This window comes from Mesorhizobium cantuariense (assembly GCF_042647205.1).
In the GTDB taxonomy this organism is placed as follows: Bacteria; Pseudomonadota; Alphaproteobacteria; order Rhizobiales; family Rhizobiaceae; genus Mesorhizobium; species Mesorhizobium cantuariense.
The window spans coordinates 4609945-4635531 of sequence record NZ_JBHRVD010000001.1; the positions used below are offsets into that span (position 1 = coordinate 4609945).

The following is a 25587-nucleotide window of genomic DNA, read 5'->3' on the forward strand; positions in this document are numbered from 1 at the left end:
CTTCAGGAAACGATCCGACCCGACCACGCCTTCACCGCCTCGGCCAGCGTCTTCAAATGATCGGCGGCGGAGAAGCCGGAAATGCTCTTGCGCGGCTTCAGATCATGGTCGCCGTCCTCCAGCCAGTGGATCTCGATGCTGCCGGACAGCGCATAAGTCGCAACCTCGTCCTTCGTGCCGAACTCGTCGCGCGTGCCCTGGAAGATCAGCGTTGGCGTCTTCAGCCCGGCGAGGTGTTTGGTGCGCAATTGCTCGGGTTTGGCCGGCGGGTGGAAGGGATAGCCGAGGCACAGCAGGCCTGAAATCTCACCCTTGGCAAACATCTCGTCGGCGACCATCGAAGCGACGCGCCCGCCCATCGACTTGCCGCCGATGATCAGCGGGCCAGTCACGCCCTTCGCCCTGAGGTCGGCTATCGCCTTAATATATTCCGGATTCACCGTCTCGGCCCGCGGCGGCGGCTTGCGGTGGCCATAGCGGCGGGCGGCCATATAGTGGAATTCAAAGCGCGCGACATGGAAGCCAGCCGCGGCAAGAGCTTTCGCGGTGGCGGTCATCGAGGGCGAATCCATCGACGCACCCGCGCCATGCGCGAGCAGGATGGTGATGGGGGCGGTGTCGGGACCGTCGAAGAGGAAGGTGGTCATGGAGCGGCCTCGCTAGAGAGGCCGCGTTCCGTCACACCCCCCTCTGTCCTGCCGGACATCTCCCCCGCAAGGGGGGAGATTGGCAGCTTGGGCGCTTCGCTCCTTCTTGCAAAGTAGGAGATTGGCGAAAGCGGGTGAGCGCTTAATCTCCCCCCTTGCGGGGGAGATGGCCGGCAGGCCAGAGGGGGGTGTTCAAGCGCCAGCATCAATCCCCTCACCCCGCCGTCCGCGCCAGTTGCAAATCCACGAACTGCACGCCCTTGGCCGCCACCCGCGCCCATTCGGACTCCGCGTCGAGCTCCAGATAGCGCACCCACAGCCGCCGCGCCTCCAGCAGATTGCCGGCGTCGAATTCCAGCCGGGCGAGGTTGAACACCGGATCGGCATAATTCTTATCGAGCGTGATCGCTTTCTGCAGGTGCCTTCGCGCCGAGGCCTCGCGGCCTTGCTCGCTCATCAGCCCGGCCAGGTTGAACCAGGCTTCGACGAAGGCCGGATCGAGTTTTATCGCGCTGATATAGTCGTGCGCGGCGTCCGCCGCGTGGCCGCCGGCGCGCAGGCAGTTGGCGCGGTTGAAGGCGGCTATCGCATCGCTCGGGTCGATGGCCAAGCAGCGCTGGTAGAGCGCGGCAGCACCTTCATGGTCGCCGCCCTCCTCCGCTGCTTCCGCCTCAGCGAACAGCTCTTCCAGCGTGTCGTCGCCCTCTGCCCCGGCTGTTCCGAGATCGAACAGCAATTGCCCATCGAGTTCGCTCTGCCCACCCTCGAGATAGATCGCGTCGGGTCGGCCGTGCTGCGAGCCGACATTGAGCGATTTGGCGGTCAGCGAAGCCACCGGGCCAGAGCGATGGACGGAGCGCGCGATAGCCCCCCATGTCGCACCGCCGGCCACCAGCCCGGCATATTTGCGGGCCAGGATCAGGTCGCGGAAAGAATAGGGATCTGCGTCATGCTCGAACGCATCGAACAGCGACAACAAATCGAGATCGGCGCCGGACAGCCGCGATTGCTCGATCAGCGATTGCCGTGACAGCGAGGATGCCTCCGGCGCCTTCATCAGCTCGAGCAGGCGCAGGAAGCCGTTCTCGCTGAGCAGCTTGCGCCCGGCCCCGCGCTCGGCGGCGACACGGCGCTCGATCTCGGCGTCACCGTTCTTGGAGAGCCCGGCCTTGGCGAGCAGTGCGCGGCCGAACACGACATGCGTGGTGCGCCTGGTGACGCCGCGCCGCAGCTGGCCGTGCTGGCGCTCGACCTCGCGTGCCGCCAACCTGAGCGGAAACGCCGCCAGCGCGCCGATGGTGCCGAAGACGGCGCCCAGGACGGCCGGTGCCGTCATTTCTTGCTCTTGCCGACCGCCTTCAGCAGATTGGCCTTCAGCGGATTTTCAGCCGCACCGCCCGCTGCCGCCTTCCTGGCGGCTGGCTTGGCGACCTCGTCGGCCTTGCTCTTCGACTTGGCCGGCGGCTTCGATTGCGACAGGCTGGCCTTCAGCGCATCCATCAAATTGATGACATTGCCGCGCTCCGGTGCCGCCGCGATGATCGGCTTGTGGCCTTTCAGCTTCTCGCGGATCATCGTCATGAGTGCCGCCTCGTAGCGGTCCTCGTAGTGCTTCGGATCGAAGGTTGTTTCCTTCTGCTTGATCAGCGCTTCGGCGAGCTGCAACATTTCGGCGTCGGGTTTGCCGGCCGGGATGTTGCCGAAATATTCAGCCGTGCCACGCACTTCGTTCGGATTCCTCAACGTGCACACGAACATGCCGTTCTCGCGCGCGCCGATCGTCACCACCCGCTCGCGGCTGGACAGCACAAGGCGGGCGATCGCCAGCTTGCCGGATTTGCGCATGGCTTCGCGCAGCACGGCGAAGGTCTCCTCCGCCATCGCTCCGTCGGGCGCCAAGTAGTATGGCGCGTCCTGGTAGATGACGTCGACCTCGCCCTCGTCGACGAAAGCCTCGATGTTCATCGTGTGGTTGGATTCGATGCGCACCGCGTCGAGGTCGGCATCATCGATGATGATGTACTGCTTGTCCTCGTACTCGTACCCCTTGACCAGATCCGAACGCTCGACCAGCCCGAGTTCCGGGTCAACCGGCTTCATGTTGATGCGGTTGTGGGTCTTCTTGTGCAGCTGGTTGAAGCTGATGCGCTCGCTGGCGCTGGTGGCGGGGTATAGCCGCACCGGACAGCTCACGAGGCTGAGCTTGAGGTAACCTTTCCAACTTGCCCTGGGCGCCATGATACACTCCTACGCGGCCATGCACTGACATTACTGCAGCGCTTTTTCGTTCGAAGGACGAACGAGGCTGCGCAAATCCTACACCGACCCCACACGATACAGGCAAATCCCTGACGAAATCTTCCGGTACGTCTTTGAGGTCGTGGATGGAGAATAATTCAAATTGTCGGAAGCGTCGATGGCACGCCCTAGCGGGGTCAGACCAAGGTTCACAACGACAAAGCGTCCCCATTCTTCGTCATCCTAGGGCGTAGCAAGGAGCGAAGCGACGCGGCGCAGACCCTAGGATCCTGTGTGACATCAGTCAAAGGATGCGGCGGATCAGAATAGCCGCTTATCGCGCTGCCCGCTATCGTGGTCACATGACCGGCTATGTTTATATGACCGCAAGCCAGAAGCGTGGCACGATCTATCGGCGTCACCAACGACCTCGGTCGTCGCGTACCCGAGCACAAGTCCGGCCAAGGCTCGGGCTTCACCAGTCGCTACGGCGTGCAACGCCTTGTCTGGTACGAGGAGTATTTCGACATCACTGATGCGATCCAACGTGAGAAGTCCGTGAAACGCTGGCCACGCCAGTGGAAGATCGACTTGATCGAGGCGACCAATCCGGAATGGTTCGAGCTCTTTCGGGGAACTGGGTGGTGAGCGTTTTGCACCGTTTGCAACGCTCTTAGGTCGCGGCACAGGATCCTAGGGTCTGCGCGCGTCGCTTCGCTCCTTGCTTCGCCCTAGGATGACGAAAGATGGGTAGGCAAATCCCGCGCGAACTCATCGATATCCGCCCATGGATCGCCCGAAGTTGCCAGCAGCCCCGGCAGTGAGGAATAGTTCAGATCCTGCGGCGCATCGATCAACTCCAGATCCGCCCAGCTCACCGGTGTCGAGGCCGGCAGGTTGGTGCGGGCGCGCAGCGAGTAAGGTGCTGCCGAAGTGTGGCCGCGCGCATTGCGGTGGTAGTCGATGAAGATGCGCTTCTTGCGATTGTCCTTGCCCATTGTGGTGGTGAAGGTATCGGGCGCGGTTGCCGCCAGATGCGTGGCGATGGCGCTGGTCGCCTGGTGCAGTTTCTTCCAGTTCTGCTTGCGCGTCACCGGCACCGTGATGTGGATGCCGCTGCCGCCGGAGGTCTTGGCGAAGGGCACCAGCCCCAGCCCCTCCAGCTCGCTCTTGATATGCACCGCCGCCTCGACCACCTCGCGCCAGGTGATCCCCTCGCCCGGGTCGAGGTCGAAGACGATCTGGTCGGGTCTGTCGAGGCTGGTGCGATGCGTGCCCCAGGTATGGAACTCAACGACGCCGAACTGCGCCAGTGCCAGGTAGCCTTTCGCCCCTTCGACCGAGAGGTAGGATTTGGTCTCGCCTTCGGAATTGGTCGCCTCGAACGTCACCACCGACGGCGGCATGCCTGTGAAGGCATGGCGCTGGAAGAAGCAGTCCTTCGGCAGGCCGGTCGGGCAGCGCACCAGCGACACCGGGCGGCCGAGGATGTGCGGCAGCATGAAGTCGCCGACCAGCGCGTAATAGACGGCAATGTCGAGCTTGGTCGGACCGGTCTTGCCGAACAGCCGCCGCGTCGGGTTGGTCACCCAGATGGTGGCCAGATCGGCCTCCGAGATCAGCCGCTTGCGTGTCGAGGACACCGGCGTCGACAGGCCGACATCGCGCAAGCCGCGAAACACCGCGTGGCGCAGCGCATTGTCCGATGTGCGGTTGGCGTAGTGGATGCGGGCCGAGAGCAGCGGCTTGACCCAGTTCATCTCGCGCATGATTTCGCGCGGCACGCCTTCCGGTGCGGACGCGCCTGATGTGAGCGGCTCCAGCCGTGCGAGCAATTCTGCCGCGGTCACGGCATCGAAGCCGGTGCCGACCTTGCCGCGATAGTGCAATTCGCCGTCCTCGAATTCGGCGAGGCCGAGCGCTGCCAGGCCTTCGGCCGCATCCGATGTGGTGTAGCCAGCAATGACAAAGTCACCGCTTTGCAGCGCCTTGGTCTTGGTCCAGCTCTTGGTACGGCCGCTCTGGTAGATCGCGGTGGCGCGCTTGGAGACGACGCCTTCCAGCCCGAGTTCCGACGCCTGGTCGTAGAGTCCCTGCCCCGAGCCTTCGACATGGTCGGAGAACTGGATGGCGGAATTGGCGCCGAGGCCGGACAGCATCTGCGCCAGCAGCGCCTTGCGCCGGATGAGTGGCGCCTTGGTCAGGTCCCAGCCGTCGAGATAAAGCAGGTCGAAGGCGTAGAAGTGCAACTTGCTGCCGGCACCCTCTGCCAGCGCATCCTGCAGCAGCGCGAAGCGGCTGATGCCCTTGGCATCGAGCACGACGATCTCGCCATCGATGATGGCATCGCGGCAAGGCAGTTTGGCGAAGGCGCCGGCCAAGTCGCCATAGCGCTTCGTCCAGTCGATGCCGCCACGGGTGATCAGCTTGACCGCGCCCTCAGTGAGATGCGCCATGGTGCGGTAGCCGTCGAATTTGATCTCATGCAGCCAGACCTCGCCTGTACCGCTCTTGGTGTCCTCGCCATCGGGCGGTTTTGGCACCTGCGTCGCCAGCTGCGGCTCGATGCGGCTGAGCGCCGGGGCCTTGAAGGCACCCGGCAGCGTGCCGGGCTTCAGCGAACCCTGCCTGGGTACGGGTTTGGCGGCCGGCTTCGCCGGCGCCACCAGCTCCTCGATGCGCAATCCGGATTTGACGCTTTCAGGCCGCGATTCCAGGATGTCGAGAGCGGTGTCGGAAGCAAGGTCGCGCTCCTTGAACAGCAGCCAGTTTTTCTTCTCGCTGTCCTCGCCGGGCTTGGGTTTCAGCCTGGTAAGCATCCAGCCGCCATTGAGCTTGTCGCCGGCCAGCCGGAACTTGAAGGCGCCGGTCTTGAAACTCTTTTCGACGTCGTCCATCGGCGCCCAGGTGCCGGTATCCCAGACGATCATCGGCCCACCGCCATACTCGCCCTCGGGAATGACGCCCTCGAAGTCGATATATTCGAGCGGATGGTCCTCGGTCTGGACCGCCAGCCTTTTGTCGGCCGGATTGAGCGAAGGCCCGCGCGGCACCGCCCAGCTTTTCAAGACATCGCCGACCTGCAGGCGCAGATCATAGTGGTCCGCGGTGGCGTGGTGCTTGTGGACGACGAAGCGGTTGCCGTCGCCGGCAATGAGCCCGCCGGCCGGTTCCGGCGTTTTGGTGAATTCGCGCTTGGCGCGATAGGCTTTGAGTTTGGGAGGAGCGGTGGTCATGGCAAAGGTCAAAGCACGGTGGCCAATTGCCAGCGGCGCGTTCCTTCACACCCCCCTCTGTCCAGAGGGGGGTGCTGTCCCTCCAGCGTCTCTAAAGGATGGCGATCACAGGGTCTCAATCGTCGGTGGCCGGCGTCAACTCGAGCTCCGCCGGTGACAGTCCCTGCTGCAGCTGGCTCAACCGGAATTCGTCCACCCAATAAGCCTCGCCGTCGACCAGCACGCGGGCCTGGTAGGCGCCGGCCGAAAAACTCTGAGCGGTGATGTAGACCTTGTGGCGGTCGAGCGCCTTGCGCACCGCGGCGCGCTTGGAATTCTGGCCGATGACGGGACTGAACATGACGCTGCCCTCGGTCGCCCTGACACGCAACATGGCCGCTGCCCGCAGCCTGGCGACTGAGCTCAAGGATGACGGAGACGCGCCGTCCTGTCAATTTCGGTGCAAACGGCTTGTAGCCGGATCGGGGGGCACAAAAAAAACCGCCGCCTTGCGGCGGCGGATCTGATGATCGCGATGATCGAACGGCGGTTTGCCCCGTCAGGTTGCTGCCGATGGGCTCGGTGACGCCGTGACGCGGGAGAGCTGCTGACGCTTGTTGAGCGTCGGCTTTTCATAAGTCTTTTTCATCGGTATTCCCCAAAGCCCTAATCGGCCCGCGGCAAGTGGAGCATGCACCGATACTTTGTCAAGCCGCCGCTGAAATATCCTCAGCGAGAACGTCCTTGCCAGCGCGGTCGGACGCGGTCGCCTTGGCGGGCTCCACGAGTTCGCATGCGGCCAACTTCAGTCCTTCAATCGCCGTAAGCGGCTCATCAGGCTCCGAACGGCCTTGAGCAGCCGCGGACGCGATCGCGCCATGCCTTCGGCCCGGCTGCGCAGCAAAATGGCTGCGTTCGCAGCCCTGCCCCGCACCGTCATCGGTTCGCAGATCTCGGCCAGAACCGAGCTCGCGGCACCGATATGTCCCTTGTAGCCCTGGCTGCCGACCGACAGGTCGAAATAGTCGAACCCCTGTCCGCGCCCCCACATCATCAGCTTGCCCATCATCGTCAGGCCGGGTGAGACATTGGCGACCGCATTCTGGTCGATGCCGAGCAGGAGGGTGTGAAGCGTGCCTTTTCGGACCAGCACATAGATGGAGGCGAGCCAGGCTTCGCCGACGCGCAGCCCAAACAGCCGCACCGATCCGTCGGACAGGCCTTGCAGCGCCGCGTGGCGGTAGAAGTCGACGACCGGGGCCTGCGTCAGGAGGTCGAAACGCCCAAGCTCGCGAAAGCGCTTGAGCCGCAGTTCCAGCAGCGTGTCGAAAAGCTCCTCGGTCAGCGCCGGCGTGTCGGCCTCGACCAGAGCGAGGCCGACACGCCGTTCGAAGGCGCGGCACTGCTTGTGGAAGGTCTTGGCGAAGGATGGCTTGCAGATGCGCTTGATGAGCGTCTCCGGGTCGCCGTGCAGGACGAGGCCGGAGGTGATCTGGATGGAGTCGCGCGCCACCGAAAGCAGCGCCAGCGGATTGGCCACGCCGTGGATCTGCTGCGGGATTCCCGCGATATGGATGCGATCCGCCGGCGGCAGCACGGCGCGGACCGCCGCCCAGGCGGCGTCGGCACTCTGCCTGGTCCACGCTCTCGCATCCGCCAGCAGCGGCACCGAATAGTCGCACACGCGGCAGCTTAGCCATTCGATCACGTGGTGGCCGCGGGCTCGGCGCCGCATCAGCGGCAGCAGCATGACCGGCGCGCCCGTAGCAGTGTCGCTCACCTCGACGACGAGCAGGTCCGCGTCTTTGGGCATCAGTCGCGCGGCGATTCCTTCGACCCACGCGTAGTGCTGATGGGCGGTGCAGACGCCGTCCGCCTGATGTTGCAGCCAGAGCGGCTTGACGGTCTCAAAGCTGGTGTGCAGCCGCGCCGTATAGCGAGCGCCAGCGCCGGCGCTGGCGGCAATCGGGGAAACCGGCCCATCGTCCGTCATCGCAGTCACTTGCATTGCCCGGCTTGCCATATGCTTGTCCTGTCATTCCGGTCCCCCACGCAAGCGCCGCAAACCCCGCATCAGTCCCTGGATCGTCTTGAGCAGCCGAGGTTTGGAGCGCACGAACACCTCGGTCCGGTTGCGGACCTCGAGGGCGGTGCTCACGGCATTGCCCCGCACCGTAATCCCGTGGCAAAGCTCGCGCAGGACCGACCCCGTGGCGCCCATATGCTCCTTGTAGCTCTGATTGCCCACCGACAGGTCGAAATGGTCGAAACCCTTCTCGCGCGCCCAGCTCATCAACTTGCCCATGATCAGAAGTCCCGGTGACACGTTGGGTACCGCGCCCTGCTCGATTGATATCAGCAGAGCATGAACAGTAACTTGATGGATCAGCAGGTATTGGACCGCGATCAGAGCCTCACCGACGCGCAGCCCGAAGAGCCGCACCGATCCATCCGACAGCCCCTCGAGGGCGGCGTTTCGGTAGAAGTCGACAACCGTCCCCTGCGTCAGCAGGTCGAAACGGCCCAATTCGCGAAAGCGGCTGAGCCGCATCCGGACCAGGTTGCCGAAGATGAGCTCCACCAGAGCCGGTGTGTTGGCCTCGACCAGTTCCACGCCGCCGAGCCGTTCGATCCGGCGCCAGTCCTTGTTGAAGGCCTTGACGAAGGATGGCCGGCATAGACGCTTGAGGACGGTTTCCGGATCGCCGTCGATAGCGAGGCCGAAGCTGGTATGAAGGGAATCGCGCGTGGCCGCCAGCAAGGCCAGCGGATTGGCGACGCCGCTGATCAACTGCGGAATTCCCGTGATGTTGATGCGGTCCGCCGGCGGCAGCACGGAACGCACCGCGGCCCACGCGGCCTGTGCGGATTGCCTCGTCCACGGGCTCGCATCGGCCAGCAGCGGTGCCGAATAGTCGCAAACGCCACAGCTCAGCCATTCGATCACCCGATGGCGGAAAGCCGGTCGCCGCATCAGCGGCACCAGCATACGGGGCGCGCCCGTCGCGGCGTCGTTCACCTCCACGATGAGCACGTCCGCACCTTTCGGCATCAGTCGCGCGACAATTCCCTCGGTCCACGCATAATGCTGGTGGGCGGTGCACACACCGTCCGCCTCGTAGCGCAGCCAGAGCGATCTGGCCGCTTCCAGGCTGGTGTGCAATCGCGCCGTGTAGGCATCGTTCGCAGCGACGGTCGCGGGATCGAGGGCCTGCCCTTCGGGCAAGCCGGTCGCCGCAGCACTTTGCACTGCCTGGCCTGCCATATCTTCATCTTCTCCTATCGTTTTGCCGTCGCGAACGTAACCGCTCGCCGCCACGAACCCAACCGGCTGTCGCGCGCCTCATCCGGATGCTCGAGATTCCATATGCGGTGATGCGCGAAATACCATGATGCCGCGAGCACGAATATCTCGGAGACGGCGGAACCCACCAGCGCCCACGGCGGAGACGCAATCGCCAGCAGGATCGCGATCAGGACCAGCCCGACGACCGCGCCGCCCAGCGTGGTGAACGCGACGATCCGGAAATCGCCGAGTATCTCAAGCACGATGCGGGGCATGATGTAGAGCATGATCGGGACAAAATTCGCGATCACGAAAATCCCGATGAATCCGACCGACGCATCCTGGAGAGCCTGGGATTTTATCATCGGCAGGACGAACATGATGGCGCATCCATAGGCCAGGCCGCCGAGCCCCATGACGAGCGCCCAGATCTTCGCCTGCGCCCAAACACGGCCTGTTTCGTTGTTCCGCATCAGCCTGGCAAGATCCGGCTGTATCATGTTGACGAAAGCAAGACTGATGATGCGCAGCGGGGCAAACAGCACCAGGACCGCCGCCAGCGGTGCGTAGGCGGCAGGCCCGGCAATGCCCGCGACCAGCAGCGCCAGACATTGACCCTGGATGTTGGTGGTGGTCGCGCTGAATGCCGACCAGCGCAGCTGGTGCCAGAGCCCGATATAGCGTCGCCGTGTCGGCATGCGAAAGCTGATGCGAAGTGTGCGCCGAGCCAGCCGGACCAGGGCGAAAATACCGAACACATTTGCCGCGGCAAGTGCATAGAACACGGTCTGCAGCGGGTCCTGGACCTTCCAGATCGTCAGCCCGGTCAGGACAATGCCGGCGATCGTAAAAGCGCCGTCGCTGATGGAAACGACCACCTGCTGGCGACGTGCGAAGAAAGCCGTGCGCATATGGCTGCGCAACGACCAGGCGCCGACGAAGCAGCCAGCGGCAATTCCACTTGGATCGCCAAGGAGATGCATCAGAACAGCCGTACCGACGGCCATCAGCAACGCCACGATCAGTGCTGCCGTTCCAAACGCCACGTCATAGGCATCGACGCCGGCGCTGTTGGTGCTTTTGCTCATCCAGATGCTGGCGGGAACGGCGGTGAGCGACCTGATGTAGGACAGGCCGACGCCGCCCATCACCATGCCGATGGCGAAGAGGCCATAGCCTTGCGCCGAGAGCATGTGCAACAGCATGATGTTGAGGGCAAAGTGAAAGCCGCTCTGCATCGCCTCGCCGCCGATCATCAGCACGAGGCGTCGAACCAGATGGCTCGGGAACGCAAGCTTCACGGCCGTGTCTCCGCTTCGCGGGCAGCCCGCGCCCGGCCCGGCCGCGCCATGGTCGTCTTCAGCTTGTCGGCGGCGATCGCCGCGATCGCGGCGGCCGCGACCGGCTCGGAGAAGATTGCCTCGTAGCGCGCGCGCCCGGCAGCGACAAAACCGCGCCAGGCCTCAGGGGCGAGGATGATCTCCTGCAATTTCGCGGCAAGAGCTGCTGCGTCGCCGGGCGGAACATGCCAGCCGGTCTCGCCGTCGCTGACCACTTCCACCAGCCCGCCAATCGCCGACACCAGCGGCGGACGGCCGTAAGCCATCGCCTCGATGGCAACGCGCCCCAGCGATTCCGGACGCCGCGACGGCACGGTGACGATGTCGGCCCACCGGTAATGGTCCGAAGGGTCCGATACGAAGGGCAAGACGCTGACGCGCCCGGTAAGGCCCATGGTCTCGACCAGCTCGGCCAAAGCGCGCTCGCGCTCGGTGCTTTCGAAGGCGCCGCCGACCAGCCGCATCTCGATCCTCGACTGGAGTTCCGCCGGCATCGAGGCGATCGCCTCCAGCAGGATCTCCTGCCCCTTGATCCTGTTGATGCGGCCGAGCAGCAGCACCCGCAGCGGACGCTTGCCGTCATAGGTCGTCGGTTCGACCGCCGCCGGCCCGGCAACGCCGTTGTAGACGACATGCGTGCGCGCGGTCTTGGGATCGCCGAAAGCGGCGCGCGTTGCGCGCGAGTTGAAGATCAGATCCGCACGGCTCCAGCGCATCAGGCCGACGAGTATCCTGCGCATGGCGCCTTCGGGGATTTCGTGGATGTGCAGGACGGCCTTGTGGGGAAGAAAGCGCGCGGCCAGCGCGTAGTCGGCCACGATCGAGGTGTTGACATAGACGAGGTCGCAATGCCTGAGGCGCCGCCATGCCCTGAACACCGCAACCGGCAATCGCGCCATCTCGACCGTCGCAAGGCGCGCTATGGCCTGGCGCCTCAGCACCCAGAGTGGTTCGAAGACGATCCGGCTGGCATGGGCTTCCAGGATATGCACGATCGGCCCGCTGCGCGGCAAGACCACCTCGATGTCGGCAGACGGAAACGCGGCGCGCAACGCAGCAACGCTCTCCGCGAAGCTGCGGTCGGAACCATAGAGTTCATAGCCCTGATGAACACAGGCAATCCGCATCTTTGTATCCCGCCAGGTGCTGCTACCATCGCGCTCGACGAGGGTGCAAAATCCTTGTCGCAAGAATCATGCCTGGTTCGATATGCCCGGCTATCGGTTCGAGATGCCCGACTATCGGCCGCACGACCCTGGCAATGCCTCGTTTCGATACAGCTACGCACAGAAGGGTTGACCGAGAATGAAACAACCACCGGGTTCAACACCGTTTTTTTACAACCCCGCGCCATGATCACTCCCCAAGAACGCTGAAACAGGCAGATGGCACGGAAGTTGCCGTCTGTTTCCTAAAAATTCAGCAATCGCTAATATATAGAGAACACCTGAAAGTGCCGCCGGCCATGAAACCAGAGACGTCTGCCATTCTGATCCTGGGGACCCGCGGCATACCCGCGGCCCATGGCGGCTTTGAAACCTTCGCCGAAAGACTGGCGCTGTTTCTTGTCGGGCGAGGCTGGAAGGTCGGCGTCTATTGCCAGGACGAGGTCGAGCGGATCGACCAGCGGGTGCGCAGCGAAACCTGGCGCGGCATCGAGCTCATCCACATCCAGGTCGCCTCCAAGGGGCCGCGCGCGACCCTGGAATTCGACTGGCAATGTGTCCGCGACGCCGCCAGGCGGCAGGGCGTCTGCCTCGTGCTCGGCTACAACGGCGCGGTCTTCCTGACCTGGCTCAGGCTGAAGCGGCGCAAGATCTTCACCAACATGGACGGCATCGAGTGGCGCCGCCCCAAATGGGGGATGGCGGCGCGCACCTGGTTCTGGCTCAACGAATGGATCGGCGCCTGGGCCTCGCATCGGCTGGTCGCCGATCATCCCGCCATCGCCAATCATTTGGCGACGCGCCGGCCACGCAGCGCCATCGCCACCATTGCCTATGGCGCCGATCCAGTGACGTCGGCGCCGGAGGCGCCGGTGCGGGCGCTCGGCCTCGAGCCCGGGCGCTATCTGGTCTCGATCGCGCGCATCGAACCCGACAACAACATCCTGCCGATCGTCGAAGCCTTCTGCAGCCGCAAGCGCGATATGAAGCTGGTGGTGCTGGGAACGCTGTCCGACGACATCCCCTATCATGCGGCCATCCGCAACGCGGCGAACGACTCGGTGGTCCTGCCGGGCGCCATCTACGACCAGGCAACGGTGAAGGCACTGCGCTTCCACGCCCGCGCCTATCTGCATGGCCACACGGTCGGCGGCACCAACCCGTCGCTGGTCGAGGCGCTGGCGGCCGGCAACATGGTGATCGCGCACGACAATCCCTACAACAGGTGGACCGCGGGGGCCGCGGCGATCTACTTCACCGACAAGGACAGTTGCGCCGAGCGGATGCAGCAGGCGCTGGACGACGATGACCTGGTCAGGACCTGCGGCGCTGCCGCCAGGGCGCGCGCCCGCGAAGCCTTCCGCTGGGACGATGTCCTGCTTGCCTATGAAAATGAGGCCTACCGCTTGCTCGGCGTGACCGCCGCCAAGACCACCGCGATGGATAACGCATCGCACGGAACTGTATGACAGGCTGGTCGCGCCGGCGGGTGCTGAGGACGGCGCTGTCCACGGCAGCGGCCCTTGGCTCGCTCCCGATCGCGCCAACCGCCCGCGCCGCCGGGCCGCAGTTTCGGCGCGGCGTCAACGCCTGGCCCTGGTTCTCGCTGACGCGCGAATTTCCCGCACCGCGCACCGACTATGACTGGCCGCCCTTCCAGTCGCAACGACCGGTACCGACCCCGGACGACCTGCATCGGCTGCGCAAGACCGGGCTCGATTTCATCCGTCTGCCCGTCGATCCCGGCCCCTTCCTGGCCGCCGACGCCACCACGCGCGGCCGGTTGCTGGACATGGTGGACGCGGCCGTCACCGCCGCTCTCGACGCCGATCTCGGCGTCATCGTCAATGTGCAGGCCAATGGCGCCACCCATTACTGGAACCCCGACCGCATGGTCTCCAGCACTGCGGCACCCGCCTTCGATCTCTATCGCGGGCTGGTCGGCGAGCTTGCCGGCAGGCTGGAGCGCTTCCAGCCCGGCAGGGTGGCGCTTGAGCCGGTCAACGAGCCGGCGCAGTCCTGCACGTCGAACGTCTGGTCGCAGATCCAGCTTTCACTTCTGACAGCGGCAAGGGCGACGGCCGCAACCCTGCCGCTGGTCGTCACCGGCGGCTGCGGCTCGATGGTGAGCGGACTGACCGCGCTCGACCCGGCACCGCTGGCGCCGTTCGAGCCGATCCTGTTCACCTTCCACTTCTACGAGCCCTATCTGTTCAGCCATCAGGGCGCGCCGTGGATGCGCGAGCCGGTCTACCGGTCGCTCAACAATGTGCCGTGGCCGGCATCCGCCGGCTCGTTGGAACAGACGCTGGCGTCGGTCAGGGCGCGTATGGCCGAGGATCCCGAGACCCCTGAAGACGCCAAGCAGGCCGCCTATGCCGAAACCGAGCGCGTGCTGAAGGTCTATTTCGACGCCCGGCCCGACCGCTGGTTTGTCGACAAATACCTTGCCGAGGCTCGCGCCTGGGCCGACGGCCACGGCCTTGCGCCGGAACGCATCGTCATGGCCGAGTTCGGCGCGCTGCGCACCGACGCCCGCTATGTCGCCGCGCCCAATCCGGATCGCGCGCGCTACATCGCCGATGTCAGGCAGAGCGCCGAGTCGTTCGGCTTTACCTGGGCATTCTGGGATCTCTTCGACGGCATGGGGATGATGGACGACACCACGCGCGCGCTGGATCCGGCGATGGTCGAGGCGCTCGGGTTGGTGATGCCGGAGTAAGTCGGTTGAAGGCTACCACCAGTGGCAATCACTGACCTCCGGGATTAGCCGAAAGCCTCCCTCTCTTCGTCATCCTAGGGCGGAGCAAGGAGCGAAGCGACGCGGCGCAGACCCTAGGATGACGAGGCGCGGGGGAACCTGACGCTTACGCCGCAGAGAGCCGCCGTAGGGCGCTACGTTTGCCCCGCTTGCGTCCTTTGCCGCACCACCACCCGCATCGGCCGGTAGAGCACCAGCGCCAGCACCACGAACTTGGTCAGCAGCGTCGTCTTCGACGCGACGCTTTCCGAGGTGTTGATCAGGATGATCCAGCCCAGCATTGGCAGCCAGATGCCGGTGTGGCAGCGGCGCGCCACCTCAAACAGGAACAGCACGAAGCCAAACGTCAGCAAAAGGGTGAAGAAGGCGCCCTGATAGACGATCGTGCGGATGATCGGGTTCTCGATGCCCTGTTCGAGACCATTGATGCGGCGCAGGCTGTCGATCAGGTCGACATCCGGCCCAACGATCAGATCGCGCAATTCCAGGTACTTGAAGAGCTCGAACATCTCGACGCGGGCATTGGCGCTGCCGCTGTCCGACACGAAGCGCTCCAGCAGCGCGTCGAAGAAGCCATAGTATGCCGCCACGACGATGACGACCGGCAGCAGCGCGGCAAGCATGAAGCCGAGCGCCGCACCCAGCAGGTTGACGCGTCCCTGGCGCAATTTGGTGATGCCCTGAAAAAGCAGGTAGCAGCCGCCGAGCACGATCGTCGTCACCATCGCCGTGCGGCCGCCGAAGGCAACGAGTGCAGCGCATTGTAGGCCGATCAACCCTATCCGCACAGGCATCGACAGGGATCTGGCACCGGAGAGCAGCGCAAGCACGTAGATCGCTGTCACCATGGCATTGGCAAGTGGATGCCCCTGCAGCGCGCTCGAGCGCAGATCGGTGGTAAACGCCACGCCGTCGAGGCGATAGGGGAAAATCAGCGTCTTGGTGGCGAACTCGAAAAGCGCAAGCAACGCATTCGCCGTCATGACCACGTGAATGACGGTCTGCAGCCCGGCGAATGTTCGTTCGTCGTCCTCGCTGAGCATCAGCACCAGAAGTGCCGCGGCCACGAACGTATCGATCATGCCGGCCATGCCGGGACGCTGCCTGGCGATGACGACGAACAGCAGCACGATCGAGATGGCCGCCATCAGCGCGCTGGCCGGCCGCCTGTCGGCGATATGGACGAGATAGCCGACCGGATTGCCAAAGGTGCAAGAGCGCCAGGCAAACAGGAGCACGATGAGATAGGTGGACGGGTGGATCTTGGTCGCCGGATTGCCGAACAGGCCGTCGTAATTGTAGCCCACCAGCCACAGCATGCCGCCCGAGACGCTGAACAGCACCGCCACCGCAGCGATCAGTCCGAACCGCGTCAGCGCGTCGACCGACGTGCCGGCGCGGGGCGCGGCAGCACCGTAATTCGAAGCGCTTCCGCTCCAGCTGGTGGCCATGTCAGGCCGCCTCGTCGACCAGCAAGGCGCCTGTCGGCAGCCGCCCCATGACGGAAACGGCCTGCGAGGTCGTCGTAACGTCGCGCATCGGCGTGGCGTTCAGCGTGGCGACGAGCACGATCTCGTCGACCATGGCAACCAGCGGCGAGGCATTCAGATTGTCGGCCAGCGCGCCGCCGTCGATGACGACGAGCTCGAAGCTCCGGCTGGCCTGGGCCAGCATCTGCTGCGCAAAATAGATGCCGTGCGCTTCCTGGAAGATCGCCTTGGAGCGGCCCCTGCCCAGCACGGCAACGTTGCTGCCGGCGGCGTAGTGGCTGACGGCTTCAAACGCGTATTCGCCGCGCAGCACGTCGAGGATTCCCGGCTGCGGATCCTTCTGGCTGCCGCCGCCATTGGCATCGATGAACAGCACACGACTGCCCCTGGACGCCGCGGTATTGGCCAGCAACCGTGCCACCCGGCTGCGCTGCGCACCCTCGCCCGGCGACGATGTCACCAGGATGGATGGCACCAGCGGCCAGTCCGGCGGCCGCTGGCCCGAACTGAACATGCGCCTCAGCGCAAGGCCGACGACGGCGTCGGTCTTCTGGCTGGAGGCGGCGGCCGCACTCCCGCCGAAAGGCCACCAGCGCCGGCCAGTGCCGGACTTTGCCGGCACCACGCCCAGCACCGGCGCCTCGATGGCCGACTGCATCTGGGCGCTGGAAAGCACCGTTGGCGAGGCATATTCGGCGATCAGCGCCAGGCCGGTGCCGAGCCCCAGCCCGCCGAAGACCGCGCCGACAAGCAGCAGCGAGAAAGGCGGCCAGCTCTTCTTCAGGGCCGGCATGGCGTTGGAGATGATGCGCGCATTGGTGCTGTCGACATTGATCTGCTCGCGCGTCTCCTGGGCGCGCTGGAGATAGTTCGCATAGACGGAGCGCAGCGCCTCGAGGTCGCGCTGCAGTTCGCGCAGCCGCACCGAGGCCTGGTCAGTGTCGAGCGACTTGCTCTTCATGCCCGCGACCTTGGCTTCCAGCGCCTGCTGGTTGGCGAGCGCCCGTTCGTAGTCGGTCTCGGTGGCGGTGGCGATACGGCCGATTTCGCGCGCGATCAGCTGGCGCGTATCGCGCAGCTGCTGCTGGGCTGCGATCATCGACGGATGGCGCGGCCCCAGCTCCGTGCCGAGCTGCGAGACCTGGTCGACCAGCGTCGCCTCCTGTGCCCGCAGGCTCGAGATTACCGCCGAGCGCATCGCTTCCGAGGTTGCGTCCGCCGTGCCGCTCTGCCGGCGCATCTGGTCGACCTGCGCCTTCAGCGCCGCGGTGCGGCTCTGCGCCGCTGAAAGCTGCGTGTTGATCTCGGTCAGTTCCTGGTCGCTGACCAGATTGCCTGCCGCCATCACCATGTTGTTGGCCGACTTGTAGGCCTCGACGGCGTTTTCGGCTTGCTGGACGCGTTTGCGCTGCTCGTCCAGCCGCGCGGTGATGGACTCCGAAGCGTCCTTGGCCATTTTCGCGCGCGCGCTCGCCTGGTCGACCAGATAGGCCTGCGCGATGGCGTTGGCCAGAAGGGCGGCCTTGTCGGCGCTCTTGGCGGTGACGATGACGTCGAGGACCAGGACCTTGTCGGCCCGCTTCACCGCCAGGCGACGGCGCAGCGCGTCGAGCGTTTGCGCCGACCTGTCGCCTTCGGCCGATGCCGAACCGAGCAGGCGCGACAGCAAGCCCTGCCCGTTGAATTCCGGATCCTGCGTCAGGTTTGTCGCCGCGATCGCCCGCATCAGCACGCCTGTCGACTGGACCACGCTGACCTGGCTCTCGACCTGCGTGATGCCGCCGTCGGGTGAGATACGGCTGGGATTGACGTCGTTGGTGACCACCTGCAGGTCCTGCGGATCGATGAGGATTTCCGCCGCCGAGCTGTAGAGCGCGGGTGTGAAAAGACCGTAGAGCAAGGTGACCAGCGTCAGCAGCGCGACGGTGCCGAAGATCCAGAACCGGCGGCGCACCAGGATGCGCTTCAGATCGCCCAGTTCGACAGTCGAAGCCGCGTATGATCCCGCTTGTCCCGCATCCGGAGCGTGTTGCTGAGGAACCATGGGCAGAGATGATTGCATGGCTGCCTCCGACAATACCCCATATGCCGGCAAGATCAGATTGCGGCACTAACCTAGCTATTCCTCCAACTGTTAAAAGATTGTTAATTATGTTGAGAAGTCATGTGAATTTTGGCACGCGGTTTGCTTAAAAATATACATACCGAGGTGCTGGGTGCACAGCGAGCGGAGACGTATGCGGATGGGGCTACAATTTGACCGGACCGGCAAGGCCGGATACCGCCTTTTCGGGTCTCCGACATGCGGATAAGCCTGCGCCTGGATAGCGACTGCGTCCGCGCCTTCCATGTCGCGCTGCTGGAACGCCTCGCCGCGCTTGACGATGTGCAGTTGTCCGTCGATATCAGGCCCGCGGGCGGCGGCCTCCCGCGTAGCGCCGCGGCCCTGTTTCAACTCGAAACGGCCATCCACGGCCTGTCCCATGATGGGCTGGCGAAGCGTGTGCCGCTTTCGACGCTCGCTCCCTACAGGACGCAGTCCTCCGCTTCGCCCGACCTGGTGATCGACCTCTGCGGCGATGTCAGTCTGGAAGGCACGCGGGTCTGGCGCGTCACCTATGATGGCGCCAGCGGCGAAGCGGCCTTGCTGGCCTTGATCCTTGCCGGCCGCACACCGCTTGCCCGCATCGAGGAGAACGGTGTTGCGATTGCCGCCGGACGCCTGGGAACCGAATATGGCGGCATCGCGCTCGCGTCCTTCCAGGACATGCTGGCGCGCACGGCAAGCCTGATCGTCGCGGCAATGAACGGCACGGCAAAATCTGTGCCTGATCTGCCAGAGCCGGCGCAAGCAGATGCCCCGCCGTCAATGCCCTCGGCCGGCAAGCTTGGCGTCAGAGCCGGCAAGGCGTTGGCGCGGCGGATCGTCCAGAAGATCTACCATCTTTGCTACAACGCCCCGCACTGGAAGGTCGGCTGGCGGCAAACCAAGGGCCGGGATCTGTTCGACCTGCGCGCGCATCCGGCCTCGGGCTGGCAAGAGCTGCCGGACGACGGCAGCCGCTTCTACGCCGACCCGTTCCCGATCCTTTACCAGGGCCAGCTAACCCTGTTCGTCGAGGACTATATCCATCGGCTGGGCCGGGCCATCATCTCCGCCGTGCCCTTCGGCTCGGCAGGCCCGCTCGGACGCCCTGAACCGGTGCTCGACCTGCCCTACCATCTCTCCTACCCCTTCGTTTTCGAGCGCGACGGCGAGGTCTGGATGGTGCCGGAAAGCTGCGCCAACGGCACGGTCGATCTCTACCGGGCGACCGCCTTTCCCGGCGGATGGGTCAAGGAGGCGACGCTTCTGTCCGGCGTCGTCGCCAGCGACGCCACGCTTGTCGAGCACAGCGGCGCCTGGTGGCTGTTCGCCACCGTCCGCGACGGCGGCGGCGCCTTCTCCGACGCGCTGCATCTGTGGTCGGCGCCGGATTTTCGCGGCCCGTGGACGCCGCACCCCAAAAATCCCGTGCTGATCGACATCGCCTCGGCGCGGCCGGCCGGCCGCATGGTCAGGCGCGGCAACGAGCTGCTGCGCCCGGTGCAGGACTGCCGCAGGAGCTACGGTGCGGCTCTCGGCATTGCACGCATTTCTCACCTTGATTTGATCGGCATGGAGCAAGTCGTTGAAACCATCTTAAATCCAGGTGCGCTATGGAGTGGGCGTAAACTTCACACACTCAACGAGGCAGGCGGTTTTGAGTTCATCGACGGCTCGGCGATCGCGCCGCGCTGGAAACGACGGGTCCGCGATTAACCTAAATATTGGTTACTACCAGACACGCGCTCCGGTTGCTTGAGGTTGATTTAGGTCCGGCGGATATTTTCCACCACAGATTGTGTAGCTGGAAGATGGCTACCAGAAAGGGCAGCGAAATGACGATCGCAGAGGCTGGCCAAACCGAAGTCGACGTGGCGATCGTCGGCGCCGGAATGGCCGGCACCACCTTGGCAACGGTGTTGGGAAAAGCCGGGCGCAAGGTGGCGCTGATCGATCCGCACCGCGTCCATCACGACGAGTTTCGGGCTGAGAAGATCGGCATGGATCAGATGCTGCTGTTCGAAAAGCTCGGCCTCGATGCGACGGTCAAGCGTCTCGTCACCTCGATATCAGACACGCATGTCTTCCGCCTCGGCCAATTCTTCGCGCATGAGAAGAAGTCGGAATTCACATTTTCCTATGGCGCGCTGATCAACGGCCTGCGCGACGCCTTGCCGCCGCAAGTGCCGCTGATGGTCGGCAAGGTAACCGAGGTCTCGACCGGACCGGACCGGCAACGGCTTGTGCTGGCCGACGGTTCCGTCATCAATGCCCGCCTGCTGGTGGTGGCCACCGGCCACGGCGAAGCGGTGCGGCGCGCCGTCGGGGTCGAGCGTATCGAGCAATCGAAGGCGCATTCGCTGTCGATGGGATTCGACCTTGCCATCTCGCCGCGTGAATTCGGCCATCAGTCCGTCACCTGCTACAGCAAGCGGGCTGCCGACCGTGTCGCCTACATCAGCATCTTTCCCCTCGGCGACAAGATGCGGGCGAACATGTTCGTCTATCGCACCGTGGCCGAACCGTGGACGCGGGCGTTTCGTCAGGACCCGCAAAAGATGCTTTGCGAACTGATGCCCGAAATATCAGCGCTATGCGGCAACTTCGAAGTCGCAAGTCCTGTCGAGGTCAGGCAGATCAGCCTGAACACGACGCAAGGCCATCGCCGCGACGGGGTCATCTTCATCGGCGACGCTTTCTGCACGACGTGTCCAACGCCGGGCGTCGGCATCGGGCGGGTGATGACCGATGTCGATCAACTCCATTCGGTTCACATTCCGCGCTGGCTCGAAACACCAGGCATGACGGCTGACAAGATCAACGCCTTCTATGACGACCCGGTCAAGGTGGCTACCGATGCGGACGGCATGCGTGTGAGCTACTATGCCAGGTCGATCACCGCCGAAACCGGGCTGGAATGGCGCGTACGGCGCCTGCGCAACAACACGGCGCGCCAGTTGATGATCATCGGCCGCAAGATGCGGCATCTGGGACAGCGGCGGGCGCCCGTGGCCAACATGCAATAGGGCGCGATCAGCCAATCGCGCCCTATTGATTGCCCTTATCGGGCGAATGCGTCAGACGCCAACCGCTCAGGCTGGCGTTGGCGAAGGTGTCGAGGGAGCAGTCTGGGCCGTGACGCCCGAAAGCCTGTCGCGCTTCTGCAAAGTTGGCTTCTCGTATTTCTTCACCGTAAAGTCCCTCCACGTTGGATACGGCGCCAGCAGAACCAATTCCCTGCCTTGTGTCAATTGTGCCGTTACTGGTTCGTACGTCGTTTCTGCAGCGCCTCGGTCAAACGATTCTGCACTGTTGCATCGCTGGCACATGTGACGGCTCCGATGAAGCACCCTCACCCCAGCGTAAGCCCGGCCTTCCTCGCCTCCTCGCGCAGGAACGGCAGGCCGACGCCGATGACATCGTCCGGATTGTCGGCCACCGGCCGCCACACGGCGAGCCCGCCGGCAATGTCGACATCGACATGGTTCATGCTTTCCAGCGTGATGGCGCCGCTGTAGCCGATGTCTGATATCGCCTTCATGCAGGCTGCCCAGTTGAGCATGCCGCGCCCCGGCACGCCGCGATTGGCTTCGGAAACATGGACGTAGCCGAGATGGGGCGCGGCGGCGCGGAAGCCGGCCTCAAAGCTCTCCTCCTCGATATGCATGTGGTAGGTGTCGAGATGGATGAAGATGTTGTCGGCGCCGACGCGCTCGATGATCCTGGCGGCGTCGATGCCGCGGTTGATCAGATGCGTCTCGTAGCGGTTGCAGGGTTCGATGCCGAGCTTCAGCCCATGCGCCTTGGCCGCCTTGGCGGCGCGCCCGAGAAAACGGCACATGCCGTCGATTTCAGCAGCAGTCGGCGCACGACCCGAGGTCTTGCCGATCGTGCCATAGGTGACGCCACCGAGCGCCTCGCTGCCGACCGCCTCGCACACAGCAAAGGCCGGTTCGAGGAAAGCCAGCGCCTCGTCCGGCCGTGCCACCACGTCGAGCGAGGCCGGCAGCCCCAGCGATGGGATCAGCGCGACACCCCAGCGTTCGGCGAAGGCGTGCGTGCGCCTGGTGTCGATCTCCTCGGGGCGCAGCAGCGGGATCTCCAGCAGGCCGATGCCCAGTCCCTTCAGCCGCTCCATCTGTGGCTCGATCAGGTCGAGGTCCCAGACCGGGGCAATGGCGAAAGTGTGCAATCCAAAAGTGTTCATCGGGTCTCGCCTCTCCGCGCCGAGAACGCCGTTGCGAAGCCCAAAGCCAAAGTAAATCGATTTATCTTCAAGACGAACGATGTCATTCTGTTTGTCCTGCGGTTGATGTCACGTGCCTCGAGCCTCCCCGGAATGCGGACCGCTGCCTGGCGAGCCAACGGATTCCCGCATCAAAACCCTGCAAGGCTCGAGCCGTGCGGTCGGCGGCCCCACCCCGCCTTCGATCCTGGCAAACAGGGCCTCCATGGCATGGCCGGCGATCTGGCGCACCGGCTGCACCACGGCGGCGATGGCCGGCCAAGTCACCTGCATCCATTCGGCGTCGTCGAAGCCGACCAGCGAAATGTCGTTGGGGCAGTGCCAGCCGCGCCGGCGGAATTCGGACAGCGCCACCAGCGTGCCCTTGAGGAACAGCGAATAGACCGCTGTCGGCCGCTCTCCCTTTGCAAAATAGTCGCGCAACTGCGCCCGCAGCGGTTCGACATCGCTTTCGGCGAGCACGACATCGATGCGGACATCCGGCGCCAGCTTGAGCGCGGTGCTGCGAAAGCCATCGAGGCGGGCGCGCACGGTAGCCGCCTGTTCGCCAAGACCGACGACCAGGATATGGCGGTGTCCTTTGCCAATCAGCTCGCGCGCCACTTCGGCGCTGGCAGAAGCGCTGTCGGCCGACACCGTGTCGAAGGCGTCATCGGACAGCACACGGTCGATCAGCACGCTGGTCATGCCGTTGGCCTTCATGAATGCGGCCGCCGGTCCATGCTCGTTGCGCACTGGCGCCAGCACCACGCCAGCCACGCGCCAGTCATGCATGCGGGCGAGGATTTCCGTTTCGCGCGCCTCGGATTCACGGCTCGACGCCGCCACCAACGTGTAGCCGCGCTGCTCGGCCAGGCTTTCGAGCTGGGTGACCATTTGGCCGAAGAACTCGCTCTCGAACTCGGGCATGATGGCGCCGATGATGCGGCGCTTGGCCCTGCGCATGTCGGAAGCCAGCGGATCGACGCGGTAGCCCAAAAGCTCGACGGCATCGAAGACGCGCTGCGCATTTTCGGGCTTCACGGTGGCGACGCCGGCCATGACCTTGGAGACGGTGGCGGCGGACACGCCGGCGCGGCTTGCCACATCGTGGATCGACGGACGCCGCTGCTGAGCCTGCCTATGCGCCATTGGTCCTCCTCCCGAGGAGCGGGCCACGCATTTCGCCCGCTGCCAAATGGGTAAATCGATTTTTCGTGGTTGTAAATCGTTTAATCGGAGGTATTTTGTTCACCGACGAGGCCGCGATGGATCGCGCCGGGAGGACCCATCATGTCAGACAACGCCTTGCCGCTGATCATCAGCGCGCCGGAACCACGCACGCTCGACCTTATCTTCACCCAACCGCAGCTGGCGCGCCTCAAGGCGAAATACCGCATCGTCGAGACCACCGCCGACGGCGTTGCAAAGCTGCCGGCCGATGTGCTGGGAGAGGCCCGCTACATCGTCGGCCAGCCGCCGATATCGCCGCAAACGCTCGACCGGATGAAGGCGCTGCGCTGCGTGTTCAATGTCGAGACCAACCTCATCAACAACATGCCCTACGAGACGCTGTTTGCGCGCGGCATCCATGTCGTCACCACCGGCCTGGTGTTCGCCGAGCCGGTGGCCGAGCTTGGCCTTGCCATGGCGCTCAACCTCGCCCGCAACATTGTCGATGCCGACCTCGCCTTCCGGCAAGGCAGGGAATTGTGGGGCGGCGACGGCAACCAGACGGCGCGGCTGCTGTCGGGCGCCGATGTCGGCATCATCGGCTTCGGCGATCTCGGCCGCGCGCTGAACCGGCTGCTGTCGGGCTTCCGCACCCGCACCAAAGTCTTCGACCCCTGGCTGCCGCCGTCGGTCCTCATCGACAATGGCGTCGAGCCGGCCTCGCTCGACGAAGTGCTGTCGACCAGCGACTTCGTTTTCGTCGTCGCCTCGGTGACCTCTGAGAACCAGGGTTTTTTGGGCGCCGAGGCCTTTGCCAGCATGCGAAAAGGCGCCGCCTTCATCCTGCTCAGCCGCGCCGGCGTCGTCGATTTCCCGGCACTGATGGCGGCAGTGAAGAGCGGACATATCGTCGCCGCCAGCGACGTCTTCCCCGAAGAGCCGCTGGCGTCGGACCACCCCGTGCGCGCCCTGCCCAGCTTCCTGCGCTCGGCCCACCGCGCCGGCGCGCTCGACATCGCTTTCAAGCGCATGGGCGACATGGTGCTGGAGGACATGGACCTGATCGACCGCGGCCTGCCGCCGCTACGCTCCAAGCGCGCCGAGCGCGAGACGGTCTCGCGGATGCGCTCCAAGCCCGCCGACAGGAACTGAAAGGGCAGCCGGTTAGTCGCCATCCGGTAGGCCAGCCTTGACCGCTTCAGCTTGACAAGAGCGCGGCCGGCGACGACGCTGCCGCAATCGAACTCTACGGAGGGGCAAATCATGAAGAAGACCTATGAAAAGCCGGTGCTGGTCAAACGGCAGAAACTGTCGTCCGTGACGGCGCAGCAAAGCCCGTCGTCAGGCCCGATAGACTGACGCCGCAACAGGGCATCGCCGACGCACTTCAGCACCAGAACCGCTCTGGAACCTTTGCGCGGCGTTTGCGTTCTTCACCCGGATCGTTTCCCATTCGATCCGGAACTCCTCCATCAAATACCCCGTCCAGGCTCCGGCCGGCGGGGTTTTTTAATCCGCGCAGAACGCACGGGTTTTCTGTTGACGGAACAATCGTCCGGCCGCAAAGTTTTGAAAGCAGCTGGGCGGTGGGAAGCCCGGTCTACTCCGGAAGGTCCGTCCCGATTCGCGTCGGTGGCGGGCCTACTTGTTTGGAGCTCTCGCCCGCGACGGGCGGAACTTTCCAGACAAAGCGACGTTGGTTCTCGCCGGTCAGGCAACAATCCGCAAAGAGGAAATTCCATGGGAAGCACCAGCGACAAGGCTTCGGGCCTCGCCAATCAGGCCGTCGGCAGAGCCAAGGAAGGCGTCGGCAAGGCGGTCGGCAATGACCGTCTGCGGGCCGAAGGCGCCGCGCAGGAAGCCAAGGGTAAGGTCCAGAAGGCGGTTGGCGATGCCAAGTCCGCCGTCAAGGACGCAACAAACAAGACGGCCGCCGCGATCAACAAGAACCTCTGAGGGC

General features: G+C 64.5%; 20 protein-coding genes and 1 pseudogene. 8 read left to right on the forward strand and 13 right to left on the reverse strand.

Annotated elements, in window-relative coordinates; all coding sequences use genetic code 11:
- Positions 1–2: 2 nt before the first annotated feature.
- The 3 genes from ACFOJ9_RS22370 to ku form a co-directional block, all read right to left on the reverse strand.
- Entirely contained in the window at positions 3–647 is a 645-nt protein-coding gene (locus tag ACFOJ9_RS22370; protein ID WP_378981372.1) for an alpha/beta hydrolase family protein, read from the reverse strand.
- A 214-nt stretch (positions 648–861) separates the two neighbouring features.
- Positions 862–1983: a tetratricopeptide repeat protein gene (locus ACFOJ9_RS22375; RefSeq protein WP_378981374.1), complete on the reverse strand. Its 1122-nt coding sequence runs from the start codon at positions 1981–1983 to the stop codon at positions 862–864.
- Positions 1980–2885, reverse strand: a complete 906-nt coding sequence (ku, locus tag ACFOJ9_RS22380; protein WP_378981376.1) for a non-homologous end joining protein Ku — start codon at positions 2883–2885, stop codon at positions 1980–1982. The genes ACFOJ9_RS22375 and ku overlap by 4 nt, the downstream gene beginning before the upstream one ends.
- 362 nt (positions 2886–3247) lie before the next feature.
- Between ku and ACFOJ9_RS22385 the strand changes: the two are divergent.
- Positions 3248–3533, forward strand: a pseudogene (locus tag ACFOJ9_RS22385) (GIY-YIG nuclease family protein).
- Positions 3534–3616: 83 nt separating this feature from the next.
- Here ACFOJ9_RS22385 and ligD read toward each other — a convergent pair.
- From ligD to ACFOJ9_RS22415, 6 genes are all read right to left on the reverse strand, one after another.
- Positions 3617–6121, reverse strand: coding sequence for a DNA ligase D (gene ligD, locus ACFOJ9_RS22390; RefSeq protein ID WP_378981378.1), 2505 nt, complete (start codon positions 6119–6121; stop codon positions 3617–3619).
- Positions 6122–6236: 115 nt separating this feature from the next.
- Positions 6237–6461 (reverse strand): hypothetical protein, encoded by a 225-nt coding sequence (locus ACFOJ9_RS22395; RefSeq protein WP_378987969.1) that lies wholly within the window; start codon positions 6459–6461, stop codon positions 6237–6239.
- A gap of 444 nt (positions 6462–6905) precedes the next feature.
- On the reverse strand, positions 6906–8123 hold the full coding sequence (locus ACFOJ9_RS22400) for a GNAT family N-acetyltransferase (protein ID WP_378981380.1): 1218 nt from the start codon (positions 8121–8123) through the stop codon (positions 6906–6908).
- 12 nt (positions 8124–8135) lie between these two features.
- The gene (locus ACFOJ9_RS22405; protein WP_378981382.1) at positions 8136–9365 is read right to left on the reverse strand and encodes a GNAT family N-acetyltransferase; all 1230 of its coding nucleotides are present in this window, start codon (positions 9363–9365) and stop codon (positions 8136–8138) included.
- 14 nt (positions 9366–9379) lie between these two features.
- Positions 9380–10687 carry a lipopolysaccharide biosynthesis protein gene (locus ACFOJ9_RS22410; RefSeq protein WP_378981384.1) on the reverse strand — a complete coding sequence of 436 codons (1308 nt, stop codon included), beginning with the start codon at positions 10685–10687 and terminating at the stop codon, positions 9380–9382.
- Positions 10684–11853, reverse strand: a complete 1170-nt coding sequence (locus ACFOJ9_RS22415; protein WP_378981386.1) for a glycosyltransferase family 4 protein — start codon at positions 11851–11853, stop codon at positions 10684–10686. The genes ACFOJ9_RS22410 and ACFOJ9_RS22415 overlap by 4 nt, the downstream gene beginning before the upstream one ends.
- A gap of 338 nt (positions 11854–12191) precedes the next feature.
- Here ACFOJ9_RS22415 and ACFOJ9_RS22420 point away from each other — a divergent pair, with 338 nt between their 5' ends.
- Both ACFOJ9_RS22420 and ACFOJ9_RS22425 read left to right on the forward strand, forming a co-directional pair.
- Positions 12192–13361, forward strand: a complete 1170-nt coding sequence (locus ACFOJ9_RS22420; RefSeq protein WP_378981388.1) for a DUF1972 domain-containing protein — start codon at positions 12192–12194, stop codon at positions 13359–13361.
- Positions 13358–14614 carry a glycoside hydrolase family 5 protein gene (locus ACFOJ9_RS22425; protein ID WP_378981390.1) on the forward strand — a complete coding sequence of 419 codons (1257 nt, stop codon included), beginning with the start codon at positions 13358–13360 and terminating at the stop codon, positions 14612–14614. Before ACFOJ9_RS22420 ends, ACFOJ9_RS22425 begins: the two co-directional genes overlap by 4 nt.
- Before the next feature lie 173 nt (positions 14615–14787).
- Here ACFOJ9_RS22425 and ACFOJ9_RS22430 read toward each other — a convergent pair whose 3' ends face one another.
- Together ACFOJ9_RS22430 and ACFOJ9_RS22435 are read right to left on the reverse strand one after the other, a co-directional pair.
- Positions 14788–16104, reverse strand: coding sequence for a VpsF family polysaccharide biosynthesis protein (locus tag ACFOJ9_RS22430; RefSeq protein ID WP_378981392.1), 1317 nt, complete (start codon positions 16102–16104; stop codon positions 14788–14790).
- Between the two features lies 1 nt (position 16105).
- Entirely contained in the window at positions 16106–18205 is a 2100-nt protein-coding gene (locus tag ACFOJ9_RS22435) for a GumC family protein (protein ID WP_378981394.1), read from the reverse strand.
- 240 nt (positions 18206–18445) lie between these two features.
- Here ACFOJ9_RS22435 and ACFOJ9_RS22440 point away from each other — a divergent pair, with 240 nt between their 5' ends.
- On the forward strand, positions 18446–19945 hold the full coding sequence (locus ACFOJ9_RS22440; protein ID WP_378981396.1) for a glucosamine inositolphosphorylceramide transferase family protein: 1500 nt from the start codon (positions 18446–18448) through the stop codon (positions 19943–19945).
- Between the two features lie 95 nt (positions 19946–20040).
- A complete protein-coding gene (locus tag ACFOJ9_RS22445) occupies positions 20041–21255 on the forward strand; it encodes an FAD-dependent oxidoreductase (RefSeq protein WP_378981398.1) in 1215 nt (404 codons plus the stop codon).
- Between the two features lie 326 nt (positions 21256–21581).
- Here the strand turns inward: ACFOJ9_RS22445 and ACFOJ9_RS22450 are convergent, their stop codons facing one another.
- Both ACFOJ9_RS22450 and ACFOJ9_RS22455 read right to left on the reverse strand, forming a co-directional pair.
- Positions 21582–22436, reverse strand: coding sequence for a sugar phosphate isomerase/epimerase family protein (locus tag ACFOJ9_RS22450; protein ID WP_378981400.1), 855 nt, complete (start codon positions 22434–22436; stop codon positions 21582–21584).
- 108 nt (positions 22437–22544) lie between these two features.
- Positions 22545–23606, reverse strand: a complete 1062-nt coding sequence (locus ACFOJ9_RS22455; protein ID WP_378981402.1) for a LacI family DNA-binding transcriptional regulator — start codon at positions 23604–23606, stop codon at positions 22545–22547.
- 141 nt (positions 23607–23747) lie between these two features.
- Between ACFOJ9_RS22455 and ACFOJ9_RS22460 the strand changes: the two genes are divergently transcribed.
- The 3 genes from ACFOJ9_RS22460 (at position 23748) to ACFOJ9_RS22470 (ending at position 25583) form a co-directional block, all read left to right on the forward strand.
- Positions 23748–24779, forward strand: coding sequence for a hydroxyacid dehydrogenase (locus tag ACFOJ9_RS22460; RefSeq protein WP_378981404.1), 1032 nt, complete (start codon positions 23748–23750; stop codon positions 24777–24779).
- A 111-nt stretch (positions 24780–24890) separates the two neighbouring features.
- The gene (locus ACFOJ9_RS22465; protein WP_378981406.1) at positions 24891–24986 is read left to right on the forward strand and encodes a putative RiPP precursor; all 96 of its coding nucleotides are present in this window, start codon (positions 24891–24893) and stop codon (positions 24984–24986) included.
- Positions 24987–25367: 381 nt separating this feature from the next.
- Positions 25368–25583 (forward strand): CsbD family protein, encoded by a 216-nt coding sequence (locus tag ACFOJ9_RS22470; RefSeq protein WP_378981408.1) that lies wholly within the window; start codon positions 25368–25370, stop codon positions 25581–25583.
- The last annotated feature ends 4 nt before the right edge of the window (positions 25584–25587 follow it).

Excerpts from the sequence above, each read along its gene's own strand:
- ACFOJ9_RS22370 (WP_378981372.1), bottom strand. The coding sequence starts at position 647 with ATGACCACCTTCCTCTTCGACGGTCCCGACACCGCCCCCATCACCATC.
- ACFOJ9_RS22375 (WP_378981374.1), bottom strand. The coding sequence starts at position 1,983 with ATGACGGCACCGGCCGTCCTGGGCGCCGTCTTCGGCACCATCGGCGCG.
- ku (WP_378981376.1), bottom strand. The coding sequence starts at position 2,885 with ATGGCGCCCAGGGCAAGTTGGAAAGGTTACCTCAAGCTCAGCCTCGTG.
- ligD (WP_378981378.1), bottom strand. The coding sequence starts at position 6,121 with ATGACCACCGCTCCTCCCAAACTCAAAGCCTATCGCGCCAAGCGCGAA.
- ACFOJ9_RS22395 (WP_378987969.1), bottom strand. The coding sequence starts at position 6,461 with ATGTTCAGTCCCGTCATCGGCCAGAATTCCAAGCGCGCCGCGGTGCGC.
- ACFOJ9_RS22400 (WP_378981380.1), bottom strand. The coding sequence starts at position 8,123 with ATGGCAAGCCGGGCAATGCAAGTGACTGCGATGACGGACGATGGGCCG.
- ACFOJ9_RS22405 (WP_378981382.1), bottom strand. The coding sequence starts at position 9,365 with ATGGCAGGCCAGGCAGTGCAAAGTGCTGCGGCGACCGGCTTGCCCGAA.
- ACFOJ9_RS22415 (WP_378981386.1), bottom strand. The coding sequence starts at position 11,853 with ATGCGGATTGCCTGTGTTCATCAGGGCTATGAACTCTATGGTTCCGAC.
- ACFOJ9_RS22420 (WP_378981388.1), top strand. The coding sequence starts at position 12,192 with ATGAAACCAGAGACGTCTGCCATTCTGATCCTGGGGACCCGCGGCATA.
- ACFOJ9_RS22425 (WP_378981390.1), top strand. The coding sequence starts at position 13,358 with ATGACAGGCTGGTCGCGCCGGCGGGTGCTGAGGACGGCGCTGTCCACG.
- ACFOJ9_RS22430 (WP_378981392.1), bottom strand. The coding sequence starts at position 16,104 with ATGGCCACCAGCTGGAGCGGAAGCGCTTCGAATTACGGTGCTGCCGCG.
- ACFOJ9_RS22435 (WP_378981394.1), bottom strand. The coding sequence starts at position 18,205 with ATGCAATCATCTCTGCCCATGGTTCCTCAGCAACACGCTCCGGATGCG.
- ACFOJ9_RS22440 (WP_378981396.1), top strand. The coding sequence starts at position 18,446 with ATGCGGATAAGCCTGCGCCTGGATAGCGACTGCGTCCGCGCCTTCCAT.
- ACFOJ9_RS22445 (WP_378981398.1), top strand. The coding sequence starts at position 20,041 with ATGGCTACCAGAAAGGGCAGCGAAATGACGATCGCAGAGGCTGGCCAA.
- ACFOJ9_RS22450 (WP_378981400.1), bottom strand. The coding sequence starts at position 22,436 with ATGAACACTTTTGGATTGCACACTTTCGCCATTGCCCCGGTCTGGGAC.
- ACFOJ9_RS22455 (WP_378981402.1), bottom strand. The coding sequence starts at position 23,606 with ATGGCGCATAGGCAGGCTCAGCAGCGGCGTCCGTCGATCCACGATGTG.
- ACFOJ9_RS22460 (WP_378981404.1), top strand. The coding sequence starts at position 23,748 with ATGTCAGACAACGCCTTGCCGCTGATCATCAGCGCGCCGGAACCACGC.
- ACFOJ9_RS22465 (WP_378981406.1), top strand. The coding sequence starts at position 24,891 with ATGAAGAAGACCTATGAAAAGCCGGTGCTGGTCAAACGGCAGAAACTG.
- ACFOJ9_RS22470 (WP_378981408.1), top strand. The coding sequence starts at position 25,368 with ATGGGAAGCACCAGCGACAAGGCTTCGGGCCTCGCCAATCAGGCCGTC.